This is a genomic window from Acidisphaera sp. S103 (assembly GCF_009765975.1).
Taxonomy (GTDB): domain Bacteria; phylum Pseudomonadota; class Alphaproteobacteria; order Acetobacterales; family Acetobacteraceae; genus Rhodopila.
Genome location: NZ_LMUJ01000051.1, coordinates 332294 through 345351, shown reverse-complemented (window position 1 = coordinate 345351; position 13058 = coordinate 332294). Strand labels below are relative to the sequence as shown.

The 13058-nt window shown below is 64.3% G+C and carries 12 protein-coding genes and 1 pseudogene; 7 read left to right on the top strand and 6 right to left on the bottom strand.

The features are described from left to right. Positions 1-10: 10 nt before the first annotated feature. The 3 genes and pseudogenes from GSQ89_RS16050 to GSQ89_RS40120 form a co-directional block, all read right to left on the bottom strand. The gene (locus tag GSQ89_RS16050) at positions 11-1006 is read right to left on the bottom strand and encodes a ketopantoate reductase family protein (protein WP_158926891.1); all 996 of its coding nucleotides are present in this window, start codon (positions 1004-1006) and stop codon (positions 11-13) included. A 342-nt stretch (positions 1007-1348) separates the two neighbouring features. Further along, the gene (locus tag GSQ89_RS39225; protein WP_254073228.1) at positions 1349-2248 is read right to left on the bottom strand and encodes an ATP-binding protein; all 900 of its coding nucleotides are present in this window, start codon (positions 2246-2248) and stop codon (positions 1349-1351) included. 336 nt (positions 2249-2584) lie between these two features. Then, a pseudogene (locus GSQ89_RS40120) lies at positions 2585-2845 on the bottom strand (PAS-domain containing protein); the annotation flags it as partial. Between the two features lie 700 nt (positions 2846-3545). Between GSQ89_RS40120 and dinB the strand changes: the two are divergent. After that, positions 3546-4634 carry a DNA polymerase IV gene (gene dinB / locus GSQ89_RS16040; RefSeq protein WP_158926887.1) on the top strand — a complete coding sequence of 363 codons (1089 nt, stop codon included), beginning with the start codon at positions 3546-3548 and terminating at the stop codon, positions 4632-4634. 28 nt (positions 4635-4662) lie between these two features. Here dinB and GSQ89_RS16035 read toward each other — a convergent pair whose 3' ends face one another. Further along, positions 4663-5652 carry a fatty acid desaturase gene (locus tag GSQ89_RS16035; protein ID WP_254073226.1) on the bottom strand — a complete coding sequence of 330 codons (990 nt, stop codon included), beginning with the start codon at positions 5650-5652 and terminating at the stop codon, positions 4663-4665. 448 nt (positions 5653-6100) lie between these two features. Beyond that, complete coding sequence (locus tag GSQ89_RS16030; protein ID WP_158926877.1) at positions 6101-7537, bottom strand: serine hydrolase; 1437 nt, start codon at positions 7535-7537, stop codon at positions 6101-6103. 189 nt (positions 7538-7726) lie between these two features. Between GSQ89_RS16030 and GSQ89_RS16025 the strand changes: the two genes are divergently transcribed. Together GSQ89_RS16025 and GSQ89_RS16020 are read left to right on the top strand one after the other, a co-directional pair. Next, a complete protein-coding gene (locus GSQ89_RS16025) occupies positions 7727-8167 on the top strand; it encodes a hypothetical protein (RefSeq protein WP_158926875.1) in 441 nt (146 codons plus the stop codon). After that, positions 8164-8619 carry a GxxExxY protein gene (locus GSQ89_RS16020; protein ID WP_158926873.1) on the top strand — a complete coding sequence of 152 codons (456 nt, stop codon included), beginning with the start codon at positions 8164-8166 and terminating at the stop codon, positions 8617-8619. The genes GSQ89_RS16025 and GSQ89_RS16020 overlap by 4 nt, the downstream gene beginning before the upstream one ends. 9 nt (positions 8620-8628) lie before the next feature. Here the strand turns inward: GSQ89_RS16020 and GSQ89_RS16015 are convergent, their stop codons facing one another. After that, positions 8629-9906: an MFS transporter gene (locus tag GSQ89_RS16015; RefSeq protein WP_174254880.1), complete on the bottom strand. Its 1278-nt coding sequence runs from the start codon at positions 9904-9906 to the stop codon at positions 8629-8631. Between the two features lie 96 nt (positions 9907-10002). On the opposite strand from GSQ89_RS16015, the gene GSQ89_RS16010 reads away from it, so the two are divergent. The 4 genes from GSQ89_RS16010 (at position 10003) to GSQ89_RS15995 (ending at position 13051) form a co-directional block, all read left to right on the top strand. Next, positions 10003-10626 carry a TetR/AcrR family transcriptional regulator gene (locus tag GSQ89_RS16010; protein ID WP_158926871.1) on the top strand — a complete coding sequence of 208 codons (624 nt, stop codon included), beginning with the start codon at positions 10003-10005 and terminating at the stop codon, positions 10624-10626. Positions 10627-10693: 67 nt separating this feature from the next. Next, positions 10694-11641: an ABC transporter ATP-binding protein gene (locus GSQ89_RS16005; protein WP_254073225.1), complete on the top strand. Its 948-nt coding sequence runs from the start codon at positions 10694-10696 to the stop codon at positions 11639-11641. A 5-nt stretch (positions 11642-11646) separates the two neighbouring features. Beyond that, a complete protein-coding gene (locus GSQ89_RS16000; RefSeq protein WP_158927013.1) occupies positions 11647-12408 on the top strand; it encodes an ABC transporter permease in 762 nt (253 codons plus the stop codon). An 85-nt stretch (positions 12409-12493) separates the two neighbouring features. Further along, positions 12494-13051, top strand: coding sequence for a hypothetical protein (locus GSQ89_RS15995; protein ID WP_158926869.1), 558 nt, complete (start codon positions 12494-12496; stop codon positions 13049-13051). Positions 13052-13058: the final 7 nt, after the last annotated feature.

Sequence of the window (13058 nt, the reverse complement as noted above, 5' to 3'; positions counted from 1 at the left end):
GCACTCTCCTTCAACAGGGGTCCACAGGGGCGTGCCGAGCCCGTTCCAGCAGTTCGCGCGTCGCCGTCATCGGCAGGTCGTAGCGTTCGGCCAACTCTATCACGGCATCGCCGATCGCGGCCAGTTCCAGGGGCCTGCCGCGCCGATGGTCCTGCAGCATCGACGTGCGCACCGCACCCATCCCCGCACCCAGCGCCACGATCCCGATCGGATCGGCGGTGAGCCGAGCGCGGTAGCAGGCGGCGGTCAACATCGCCTCATTCATCACCGGCCGGACGATGGCGAGCAGATCGGGGCGGGTATAAATCGCCTCCAGGGTCGCCCCGGAAACCACGGACAGTGGGTTCGAGGTCAGGTTGGCGATGATCTTGGTCCAAAGCGGATCACGAATCTGCTCGACCGCCCGAGCCTCGATGCCGGCGCCTTCCAGGACGGCGCACAGGCGGCGCAGCCGATCGGTGATTGGACCGGTTGGCTCGCCCAGCATCATCCGGTGCGGCGTGCGCGACACCACCCGGCCGGGTGCGGACATCTCGGCCGACATGAACACGACGGCGCCGATGATTTGCGCCAGCGGCAGATGGCGGCCGATCTGTCCGTCGGGATCGACCGCGTTGACCGGTTGGCCATCGAAGCGGCCGCCCTCGCCGTGGAAATACCAGAACGGTACGCCGTTCGGCGTCGGCACGATCAGCGTTTCTGGACCGATCAGGGGCCGCACCGCGCCCGACAAAGCGGGCAGGTCCTGCGACTTGCTGCACAGGAACAGGATGTCCTGAATGCCGAATTCCGCCTGGTCGCTTGCGGTCACTTGCACCGTCGTGGTGCCTGATCGGTCATTGAGTTGGATGCCGTCGGCCTTCGCGGCCGCCAGGGTGGCGCCGCGGGCCAGGAGACTCAGGTGATGGCCCGCTGCCGCCAGCCGAACGGCGAGTGTGCAGCCGATCGCCCCGGCACCCGCAACGGTGATGCGCAGACCGTCGTCCGGGGTGTTTGGTTGCGCCACGCCGATGATCTCCGGTTGCTGTCGGCGGTGTGCAGTTTAGGCCCGGCGGCGAAGCGGGGACAATACGGCTGGTCCCCCCTAGGAAGGTCATTCGGCCGGTCTTTTAAGAAGCGCAACAGCAGACAAACCAACGGCAGAATGGCGCAACTGACGTCGAATCCGATGGCCGCGCCCCAGACCCGTTCGTCCTGGTCGTTTATCTGCCGCATGGGCGTGCCTTGGACCATGTTGCAGACCGGATTGCTGTCTGTCATCCGACAATTCAGAGACTATTCGCCCATTATCAAGGGCCCGTGGCGGGCGCCCATGCTCGGCCATCGATTGCTGGGATAGGTTTGACGATCAACACGGATCGTCCGATCCGGCAGGGTTGTCCATGGCGCCACGCACGGCGATAGCCAGTGTTATGAGTGAGAATGGTTTGTTGACGGTCTTGATGCCGCGTGTCAGCAGACCGCGGCGTAAAATCGCCATCGCGGGGTACCCTGTTGTACACAATACCGGCAGGTCCGGACGGCAGTCGCGCGCCTGCTCGATCAGTTCGGGCCCATTCAGTCCGGGAAGGCTCATGTCGGTGAGAAGCAGGCTTATGTCGGCCGCCGTGTTCAGCACCGTCAATGCCGATACCCCATCTCTCGCGGCGATCACGCCATAGCCCAGGGATTTCAGTGCGTCGGTGGCATAGGCCAGCACATCCGAATCGTCCTCGACCACAAGGATCGTCTCCCCTTTCCTGGCGCGTGGTGTTTCGGCCTGTGAATAATCGGTTTCGACTGCGAGTGCCGACTCCGTCATCAATCGTGGCAGGTAGAGTTTGACCGTCGTGCCCGATCCAAGTTCGCTATAGAGTTTCACGTGACCCTTGGATTGTTTGACGAAACCGTACACTTGCGACAGACCAAGACCGGATCCTTTGCCGATTTCCTTGGTGGTGAAGAATGGTTCGAAGGCGCGTGCCGCGTGTTCGTGGGACATCCCCGTTCCGTCGTCGGTCACGGCGATCAGCACGTATTGTCCGGGTGTCACGTCCTGATGGGCGGCGGCGTAGGCCGCATCCAGGTAGGTGTTTGCCGTTTCGATCGTGATCTTCCCGCCGTCCGGCATGGCGTCGCGCGCGTTGATCGCAAGGTTGAGCAGCACATTCTCGAGTTGGTTGGGATCGATGACCGTGTGCCAGATCTCGCCCGCCAGCACTGTTTCAAGGCTGATGGTCCCGATCGAATGACGGATGAGTACCGACATGCCGGATACGATCCTGTTGGGATCAACGGGCCGTGGTTCCAGGATTTGCCGACGGGAAAATGCGAGAAGCCGTTGCGTCAACATCGCGCCGCGTTGCGCGCCGCCCATGGCTGCCTCGATCTTGCCCTGCGCCTTGAGAGGACTGGACTCCTCAAGAGCGTTCTGTGCCATTTCGAGATTACCGACGATCACGGTCAGCAGGTTGTTGAAGTCGTGTGCGACACCGCCGGTGAGTTGGCCGATGGCTTCCATCTTTTGCGCCTGATGCAACTGGTCTTCGATGCGCCGCTGGTCGGTAATGTCGGTGTACAGCGTGACGAAACCGCCTTTGGCGAGAGGATTGCGCCGAAGCTCCATGGTCTGGCCATTCGGCCGTGTTCGCGCGATCGTTCCGGTGCTTACGCCGGCGTCGATCATCTTCAGGCGGCGGCGTACTTCCTGTTCGACGTCGACTGGCCCGAATTCTCCGGCGACCGCCTGAGCACGCAGGATATCGGCCAGATGCATCCCTTCCCGCAGCATCTCGGCCGGCACGCCAACGAACCTGGGGAAATTCTGGTTCCATTCCACAAGCCGCAATTCGGCATTCAGCACCATCAGGCCATCCGGCATGCCGGTGAGGATTGTTTGCCATTGGGCGGCCTTGTCATCCGCCAGCGCAGTCACCCTGGCGAGGTCCGACCGGACCTGCGCCAGTGCATCCTGATGCCGTCGGGCGGCACGATTGGCGCGAAACAGGAGGCCGAGCAGCCCAGCGATAGCGGCAACGAGTATGGCTATCAGCAGGTCGTCCACGACCACTCCTTTTTGTGGGGCAGGTGATAGTGCCCGCTATCTTTACCCAGTCAGCGCGGATGGAAAGGTATACATACGTAGAGGTTACAAATTAGTCGCCGATGGAAAATTGATACCACGGTGACGCTTCTTCGGATATTGACTTCTGTAAGTAATCGTATTTGCCGGAAAAAGATGATCACTGGGCGGGTCTTGCAAATTGACCCGATGCGGTGCGGTGCCGGTCTTCTCCGGGTTATTGGCGTGAAGGCTCCGTCCGGCGGTCATCCAGCGGAGCGAGAGTCCTGACGGATAGCCAGGTAATCCCCCATGTCAAATACAGATACCCATCCAAATAACGATGCCGCGGGCGTCTGTCGTGGTTGGTGCGGTCGCGGTGGCCGTTGATAAAATGGGAACCGTCACGGCCCTTGCCATGCTTGCCCGCGGCCGGGGTGGCTTTGGTCGCGCCCGACCTCATTTTGTTCTCGAACAGCGAATCGGTGCTACACTGCGCGGCGATATGTCCCCATCCGGCCCGGCGCCGGTCTATCGGCGCATCATCCACATCGACATGGATGCGTTCTACGCGTCCGTGGAGCAGCGCGACAATCCGGACCTGCGCGGGCTGCCGCTCGCCGTGGGGGGATCGAAGGAGCGTGGCGTCGTCGCCGCCGCTAGCTATGAGGCCCGGACATTCGGCGTGCGCTCCGCCATGGCGTCGGTCACTGCCCGGCGGAAATGCCCGGAACTGGTGTTCGTGCCGCCCCGCTTCGACGTCTATAAGGCGGTGTCGCGGCAGATCCATGGGATCTTTGCGCGCTACACGCCGTTGATCCAGCCGCTGTCGCTGGATGAGGCATATCTGGACGTGACGGTGCCGCTGGTGGATCGCGGATCGGCGACGGCGATCGCCGAGGAAATCCGAACGGCGATTCGGGCGGAGACAGGGCTGACGGCGTCCGCGGGGGTGTCCTACAACAAGTTCCTGGCCAAGCTGGCGTCGGATCATCGCAAGCCGGACGGGCTGTTCGTCATTACGCCGAAGATGGGGCCGGCGTTCGTCGAGGACCTGCCGGTGGGGAAATTCCATGGGGTGGGTCCGGCGACCGCCGCCCGGATGAATGCTCTTGGTATCCAGACTGGCATGGATCTGCGGCGCCAGACGCTGGCGTTCCTGTCGGCGCATTTCGGCAAGGCCGGCAGTTATTACTACGGCGTCGCCCGGGGCCAGGACGATCGTCCGGTGGAGGCCGATCGCGTGCGGAAGTCACTGGGTGCCGAAACGACGTTCGAACGTGACATCACGCGGTGGGAGGAGGTTGTGCCGGTTGTCGAATCGCTGGCGGCCAAGGTCTGGGTGGCGTGCGGCGGTGGTTACTCCGGACGCACGGTGACGGTGAAGGTCAAATATGCCGACTTTCACCAGATCACGCGCAGCCGGTCCTGTCTGGCGCCGATCGGGTCCCGGGGGGAATTGGAAGCGATCGGGCTTGAACTGTTGAAGCCGCATTTTCCGGCGGCGCTGGGTGTACGACTGCTGGGGGTGACGATCGCCAATCCGGACACGGCGGAACCGAAGGGGCGAGCGCAACTGGCGCTGGTTCTGTAGCTGGGCCGATGGCTCGCAAAGTGATCGCTTACCGCCGCCGGCGCGGAAACCGCACCATCGCGCCGCGCGCTTCATCCCACAGGGTGAATTGCGGTGCTCGCAGCGCCTGCCACAGTGTCAGCCCCGTCACGTTGGCGGCGAATGCCGGTTCCGCCCGGTGTGCTGCCTGCAGCCGGTAGTTCGGCACCCGAGGCACCAAATGGTGCACATGGTGGAAGCCGATATTGCCGGTGAACCATTGCAGAACTTTCGGCAGCCGCAGCCAGGAACTGCCGTGCAGCGCGGCGCCGTCGGCGGTCCAGTCGGTCTGGCGCGACCAGACGGAGTGCTCGAACCGGTGCTGCACCGAAAACAGCCACACGCCGATGATCGACGCCATCACGATGACCGGCAGTTGGACCAGCAGCACGGGCTGCCATCCCAGCAGCAGCGTCAGTGCCAGCAGGAACCCGCCGATGCCGGCATTGGTCAGGTAGACGCTGATGCGCTCCTTGCGCCAGCCTTTTTTCGGCGTGTCGAATGGGACGCGGTGCATCAGGATGAACACCACCGGCGGCAGCAGAAGCTGCGACACCAGCGGGTGCAGCGCGGCTCGGTACAAGCGCTGCCGCAGCGGCGACAGGGCCTCGTACTCCTTCAGCGTCAGGCAGCCGGAGTAGATGTCACCGCCGGTCGGCCGCTTGTCGAGGTTGTTCCACACGGCATGGTGCAGCGCGTGATGCCGGCGCCACATCGTGTACGGCGTGAAGGTGGTCAGGCTGCACAGCCAGCCGACGACCTCGTTCGCCCAGCGCTGGCGGAAATAGGCACCATGGCCGCAATCGTGCTGGATGATGAACAGGCGCACGACGAAGCCGGCGGCGGGCAATGCGAGTGCCAGGCTGAGCCAGGGCGAAATGTGGTAGTAGGAATAATACATGAAGGCCACCAGCGCGGCATAAGGCGCGGCCGTGATGGCAAGCTGGGTGACGCTGCGCCGTATCGAGGGCACTTGGAACGCGGCGAGGCCGGCAAGCATGGTCCTGCGGTCGGGAACCGCCCCGTCTTGGGGGGGCGGCGAGGAACTGGGGTGCATTCGGGGTCTTTTCGTGGGGCGGGGTTCGCGGCGTCCGAATTTGGACGGCTCCGCGTTTGGCGTGGTCACGCGTCCGTGTAGCTGAAATGGCGGACCGGGGACATGAGTGAAATGGCGTGCCGGGCAGACGATTGAAATGGCGCGCGGGGCGCGGCGCACATTACATTTTCGGATGCGATCGTCCCGCGGCGCAACCGGCGACGGTCAGGTAAATCCCCAGCACCGCCGGCAGGACGCCATACATCACGTAGAGATTGGCGAAATGGGACGCCTGTACGATGGCGACCCACCGATCGGTGGGAATGACGACCAGCGCGGCCCCATGAGCGGCAGCCAGCCCAAGAATGTCAGCACGATCGTCCGCTGCCTCGACTCTATGCCGGTGTGCGCTTCAGGGCAGCCGTACCCCCCGCCGATCCTGGCCGTCCTGGTGCAGCACCAGCCCCGAGGCGGTCCCATCCGGCCCCAGCTCGAAGGTGATCTGCGCATCGACCACCCGGAGGAAAAAACGCGTGTCACCCTCGGGAAAGACCTCGTACTCGTCTTGTCCGGTGGCCTGCACCATCAGACGCCCGTTCCTCGGCGTCACCGTCAGAACATGCCACGGCCCCAACGGATAACGGCCGGCGTAAACGCTCAGCTTGGCCGGATCGATCGCCACCTGCCGGTGCAGCACCGGCAACGGAAAATTGGTATTGAGAAGATGGCGCCCGAGCCGCGGGGTCACGCTCCAACTCGCAGCGTTGGACAGCAGGACGGCGGCAATCCCGGTCCGCGCCGAATAGCCGATAAACGTCGCATAGCCGCCGGTTCCGCCATCTTTCACGACCAGTTCGTCGTTGTGCTCAGTGTCAACGAACCAGCCGGCGGCCACATAGACCCCGTTGTCACCGGTTTGCCGGCGCACCTCCAGGAGGCTGGCGATGGCAGGGCTGAGGTCGGTTTTCCGTTTGCCCTGACAGGCATCGAGGAAACGCATCATGTCGTTGGCCGTCGAACGCAACGCACCGGCGCCCGCCAACGTCCCCAGGTCCCAGTTCGGCACGGCTTGCAGCCCCGAATCGTGGCCTTGCGCAAGCCGCTCGCGCATCGACGAAGACAGCGTGATACGCGTATCGTTCAGTCCCAGCGGCTCGCAAATGCGCGATACGACCAGTTCCTCATAGCCACGGCCAGCTCGCAGCGAAAGGACATGTCCCAGCAGGCCGAACCCGAGATTGGAATACTCGTAATGCGACCCCGGATAATATCGCGGCGTGAAGTCCGACAGAAATTTGTAGAGCTGCGCAACGGTATAATCCGCAAAGGGATTTGCCCTGTCCTGCGGGCTAAAATTCGTCGGCATGCGCGGCAGGCCGGAGACATAGGTAACCAAATCAAGCAGTGAAATCGGTTTGCCGTCGAAAGACTTCGGCCGGCCTTCCGGCGGCAGATATTTCTCCACCCGATCGGTCAGCGCAACCTCGCCACGCGCCACCATGTCCGCCAGCAGCAGCGCCGTAAACACCTTGGTGATGGAACCGATCTCGAAGACGGTATCGCCGTCCAGCGGGCGGCTCTTCGATCCATCCGCCGTGCCGTAGGCCACGAGCCGTGGACCATCGGCGTCCCGGATCAGCGCGACATACCCGACACTGTCCCGCCCACTGTCGACCCGCTTCGCCAGCAATGCTCGGGTCGTGTCGAAAGACGGCCCCCGATCGGGTAGCGCCGCGGCGGCATCGTTGCCGGCGTCAGCTTCCCGCTGAGCATAGCCCGGGACAGGGATGATCGGCAGGGCGAGTGCCGCAAGCAGCAGGCTACGGCGATCTATGGAGACGTCTCTCACTCGCCGCGCTCCCTATTGATCGTACGCGTGTCCCTTATCCCACCAGCGTCGGCGGTTTCTGTCCAACCCGTGTGAAGCGGGCTGACGGCTACGGCGTCGTCCGGGGGCTTGGTGTCGAGGAAATTTTTCTTGCAAAAATTCCCATGTTCTCTTATTGTTCTGTGACGCAACAGCCGTGCCGAGGTTTCCATGTCGCTTCCAGACGCCGTCACGCCCGTTATCCTGGACACGATCCTTGGCCACCTCGCCCCGCATTTCCTCGCCGACACGCAAGGCGACCGTCCCGCCGCCCGGCATGCCGCGAGCCAAATGCTCGCCGCCTACGACGCCGAGACCGCGGAGGAATTGTGCCTCGCCGCCGAGATCATCGGTTTCGGTTCCCAGGCGCTGAAGGCGTTGGGTGAGGCGGCATCCTCCGATCGGCCGGTGAGCGAAAAATTTGGTCACCGCGTCAGTGCCGCCAACCTCATCCGTCAGGTCCGTGACGCCCAGCGCAGACTGGACCAAGCGCGGCGCCTCCGCCGGGGCGCATCCGAGCTGCCGCGGTCATCCCGGGCGGGGGAAACTGGCGTGGGGGCCGTCGATGTCCGAGCGCTGATGGAATCCCACCAGCAGGCGGGGGCGGTATGAGCGTGCTCCGGGCCGCGATAAGGGCCGGTTTGGCGGCGTTCTTTCGCCGTGGGCAGGCCCGGGCGCCAGCGGCCGTCACCAGCACGACGCCTGATAGCCTGTCGCAGCGGATCATCAGTTGCGCGACCACCGTCTCGAACACGCTGGGCACGGGACTCGCCGAGGTGGTCTATGAAAACGCGCTGGCTCATGAGCTGCGCAAGGCGGGACTGCGCGTCTGCCAGAAGCAGACCGTCGTGGTCTGTTACGATGGCATGATCGTCGGGGACTACACCGCCGACCTGTTCGTGGAGGACACCGTCCTGATCGAACTGAAGGCGGTCACGGACCGCAACGCCTTCGATGCGGCCCAGTGCACCAACTACCTGAAGGCCACCGGCCTTACGCGATCCGTACTGCTCAACTTCGGCAACCAGCGGCTGAGCGCGCAATGCATGGCCAACGGTGCGTAATCCAGGCCGTTACTCCGCCGCCGCGAGGGCGACTCGGCCGCGGGCGATCCGCAGCACCATCAGCGCCGCCATCAGGCAGGCGGCGCCGCTGGCCACGAAGGCTGGGACGTAGCTGCCTGCGAGGTATCGGGTCTCGCCGGCGCCGAACGCTGCCAGGGCGCCGCCGATCTGATGGCCGGCGACGATCCAGGACACGATCACCGGGGCGTCTTTTTTGCCGAAGACCTCATTGGTCAGGGTTACCGTCGGCGGTACCGTCGCCACCCAGTCCAGGCCGTAGAACACCGCGAAGATCGACAGGGCGACGATGTTGAAGTTGGTGAATGGCAGCACCACCAGGGACAGTCCGCGCAGCCCGTAATACCAGAACAGCAGGATGCGGGAATCGAACCGGTCGGTCAGGTAGCCCGACATCGTGGTGCCGATCAGGTCGAAGATACCCATCGCGGCGAGCAGGCCGGCCGCGCTGACCTCGGGGATGCCGTGGTCCATGCAGAACGGGATCAGGTGGGTCGCGACCAGGCCGTTGGTGGAAAATCCGCATACGGCGAAGGTCCCGAACAGCAGCCAGAAATCCATCGACCGGGCGCCGCGCATCAGACCGGCGATGGCGATGGCGAACGGGTTGCCGGCGATTGGCGGCAGTTCGACGATCTCGGACGATCCGAACGGTCCCAGGCCGATCGAGGCCGGGCTTTCCGGCAGCATCAGCAGCACGACCGGGATCAGTGCCAGGATGACGCCGGCCACCACCAGCGGCACGATGTGCCAGGTGTGGGAGACCACGAGGCTGGCCAGCAAAGGCAGGAAAACGAGCTGGCCGGAGGCGTTGCTGGCGGTCAGCAGTCCCACCACGAGGCCGCGCCGGTGTACGAACCAGCGGTTGGCGATGGCGGTGGCCAGCCCGACCATGCCGGCGCCGGACCCCAGCCCGACCAGCACGCCCCAGGTCAGGTACAACTGCCAGATCTGGGTGACGAACGCGCTGGACCCGGCGCCGATCACCAGCAGCGCCATCGAGCACAGCACGGTCTGCTTCAGGCCGATCGTCTGGATCAGGCCGGCGGCGAACGGGCCGACCAGGCCGAACAGCAGGATGTTGAGCGATATGGCGCCGGAAATCACCGCGGCGTTCCAGCCGAACGCCTGCTGCAGCGGCACGATCAGCACGCCCGGCGTCGCTCGCACGCCCACGGAGGAGAGGATGACGACGAACATCACCGCCAAGACCACCCACGCATAATGCACGCGTCCCGCGAACAGGCGGGCTATCACAGTCGGTCCCATGGGGAATAGGCTCCAGATACACTTGATTGCAGAATGACGTTCGTCATATGGAAGTCAAGCGCCGATATGACGATCGTCAGACCAAAGAGGCCGAGGATGACCGAACCAACCCAACGTCCAGAGGGACCCAAAGCGGAGGGTCGTCGCGCGGAAACCCGCGAACGCATCCTGACCGCCGCTGGTCATCTGTTCCGCGAACACGGGATCGACGGTGTCGGGGTGGACGCGGTGATGAAGGAAGCCGGCCTGACCCATGGTGGTTTCTACCTGCACTTTCCCTCCAAGGAGGCGTTGGCGGCCGAGGTCTCGCACTCGCTGCTGGAGAAGGCCGCCACCAAATGGGATGAAATCAGCCGCTCCCCCGACCGCGACGCGGCGCTGGAGCAGATCGTTCGGTATTATTTGGACCCTGCCCGGGTTTCCACCGCCAATTGCTGCATGCTCACCACGCTCGGTCCCGATGTTGCTCGCCGGTCGGCGTCGCGGGAGGCGATCGGCGGCGCGCTCCGAGGCATGCTGGATGCGCTGACCCGCGTGCTGCCCGGGCGGAAGCGGCAAAAGGCGCTGGCGTCGCTGTCCACCCTGGTCGGTGCGGTGATGCTGTCGCGCATGGCCGACGATCCGGCGCTGGCCGAGGCGTTCCTCGATGCTGCCGCCGCCAGCATTCTGCCGGCGCGCGATCGGACGAAATTACCGGTGAACCAGGACGTACCCGGCTAATCGCCCGGGACCGGCCAGGGCTTGTTGCCCCGCCGATCGGACCCCATAGACAGGGACCGGCCACACGATGCCGATCGCAGGAGAGTCCATGTCGCCGGTCCTATCCGTTTCCGCGGTGAAGAAAACGTACAAGTCCGGCCAGGTCGCCCTCCACGAAATCGACCTCACAGTCCAGAAAGGCGAGATCTTCGCCCTGCTCGGTCCCAACGGCGCCGGTAAGACCACGCTGATCAGCATCATCTGCGGCCTGGTCTCGATGACCTCGGGTCAGGTCCTCGTTGCCGGGCACGACATCGTGCGGGACTATCGCGCCGCCCGAGCCATGATCGGACTCGTCCCGCAGGAGATCGCGCTGGATATCTTCGCCACGGTCGAGGACACGGTGCGCTTCACCCGCGGCCTGTTCGGCCGGCGCGGCGCCCCGGACCGTATTGAACAGTTGCTGCGCGATCTCTCGCTCTGGGACAAGCGCGGCGCGCGCACCATGGAGTTGTCGGGCGGCATGAAGCGGCGCGTGATGATCGCCAAGGCGCTGAGCCATGATCCGGACATTCTGTTCCTCGACGAACCCACAGCCGGCGTCGACGTCAACCTGCGCCGCGACATGTGGGAGATCGTGCGCCGGCTGCGCGACCGCGGCGTTACCATCATCCTGACCACCCACTACATCGAGGAAGCCGAGGAAATGGCGGACCGCGTCGGCGTCATCGACCGCGGCCGGCTCGTTCTGGTCGAGGAGACCGCCGCCCTGATGCGCAAGTTCGGCAAGCGGCGGCTGAGCATCATGATGCAGCAGCGGATGGAGGCGATCCCGCCCGAGCTGGCCAGTTGGCCGCTGCGGCTGGAGGCCGGGGGCGAGCGCCTGGTCTACGACTTCGACGCCAAGGCGCCGGACACCGGCATCCCTCGCCTGCTCCGGGACCTCGGCACCGCCGGGATCGACTACAAGGACCTGGAGACCAGCCGCAACTCGCTTGAGGACATTTTCGTCGATCTGGTGGAGAACGGGGCGTGAGCGGCCTGAACTTTCGCGGCATCTGGGCGATCTACCGGACCGAGATGGCGCGCACGCGGCGGACGGTGTGGCAGAGTGTGGCGACGCCGGTGATCACCACGGTGCTGTATTTCATCGTGTTCGGTGGCGCGATCGGGTCCCGCATGAAACAGGTGGGCGGCGTCGGCTACGGTGCGTTCATCGTGCCGGGGCTGATCATGCTGACGCTGCTGACGCAGGGCATATCCAACGCCTCGGTCGCGATCTACTTCCCGAAATTCACCCGCACGATCTTTGAGCTGCTGTCCGCGCCGATCTCCAGCACCGAGGCGGTCTTCGCCTATGTCGGCGCCGCCGCGACGAAATCGGTCATGATCGGCCTGATCATCCTGGCGACGGCGACACTGTTCGTGCCGGTGCGCGTCCTGCATCCCGGCTGGATGGTGGCGTTTCTGCTGCTGACGGCGGTCAGCTTCGCGCTGTTCGGATTCATCATCGGCATCTGGGCGGAGAATTTCGAGCAACTCGCGATCATTCCGTCGCTTGTGGTGACCCCGCTGACCTTCCTGGGTGGCGCGTTCTACTCGATCGACATGCTGCCTCAGCCATGGCGGACCATCAGCTTGTTCAACCCGGTGGTCTACCTGGTCAGCGGATTCCGCTGGAGCTTCTACGGCGTGGGCGATGTCGGCGTTGCGACGAGCCTCGGCTTCATCGTGGCCTTCATGGTGCTGTGCCTGGCGCTGCTGTGGTGGATATTCCGTTCGGGCTATCGCCTGAAGCCATGAGCGCGCCTGAATTGGGGTTTTTTAACCCTAGTTGCCCGGCCGGTTCGTCCCAATATCCGGGCGGTCATTGTTTGGAACCAGTCGCATGCGCGCCCTGATTGTTCTGCCGTTGCTGGCATTTGGTCTGACCGCCTGCGCGACGTTGCCGGGAACCGAACGGACGCCGTTCCTGCCGGCCGGGGTTTACGGGGTGTATCAGGACAACGACACCGGGGCGATCAACCACGCGGCCTGGGCGTTCGCGTCGCCGGCGAATACGCGGAACAATCCGGTGGATGCGGCGAAGGCCGTGGTGGCGCTGGAGTATCTGTCCGGTGAGCTGCGGGAAAATCCTCGGTGGATCGGGATCGATTCGTCGGTGGACGTGCATATCGGGCGGGCCAGGGATCAGCTTCGGGAGATTTTGGGGATTCGGCCGGATGCGCCGCCGCAGGTGGTGGTAAACACGCTGCTGGCGCTGTCCTGGGATCTGCAGATTGGCAATCAGCCGGGGGCGATGCAGGTGTTGGCGTCGCCGCTGTTCACGCGGCCTCCGGCGCAGACGCTGCAGGTGCTGGCTAACCTGCCGTATGTGCAGGAGGCGAATGTGGCGACGGCGCAGGCGGCGGATGAGAGCTCTGCGGATGGCGGCTGGCGGGGGTGATTGGCTG

Excerpts from the sequence above, each read along its gene's own strand:
- GSQ89_RS16015 (WP_174254880.1), bottom strand. The coding sequence starts at position 9,906 with ATGGGACCGACTGTGATAGCCCGCCTGTTCGCGGGACGCGTGCATTAT.
- GSQ89_RS39225 (WP_254073228.1), bottom strand. The coding sequence starts at position 2,248 with ATGTCGGTACTCATCCGTCATTCGATCGGGACCATCAGCCTTGAAACA.
- GSQ89_RS16020 (WP_158926873.1), top strand. The coding sequence starts at position 8,164 with ATGAGCGTGCTCCGGGCCGCGATAAGGGCCGGTTTGGCGGCGTTCTTT.
- GSQ89_RS16035 (WP_254073226.1), bottom strand. The coding sequence starts at position 5,652 with ATGCTTGCCGGCCTCGCCGCGTTCCAAGTGCCCTCGATACGGCGCAGC.
- GSQ89_RS16010 (WP_158926871.1), top strand. The coding sequence starts at position 10,003 with ATGACCGAACCAACCCAACGTCCAGAGGGACCCAAAGCGGAGGGTCGT.
- dinB (WP_158926887.1), top strand. The coding sequence starts at position 3,546 with ATGTCCCCATCCGGCCCGGCGCCGGTCTATCGGCGCATCATCCACATC.
- GSQ89_RS16005 (WP_254073225.1), top strand. The coding sequence starts at position 10,694 with ATGCCGATCGCAGGAGAGTCCATGTCGCCGGTCCTATCCGTTTCCGCG.
- GSQ89_RS16025 (WP_158926875.1), top strand. The coding sequence starts at position 7,727 with ATGTCGCTTCCAGACGCCGTCACGCCCGTTATCCTGGACACGATCCTT.
- GSQ89_RS15995 (WP_158926869.1), top strand. The coding sequence starts at position 12,494 with ATGCGCGCCCTGATTGTTCTGCCGTTGCTGGCATTTGGTCTGACCGCC.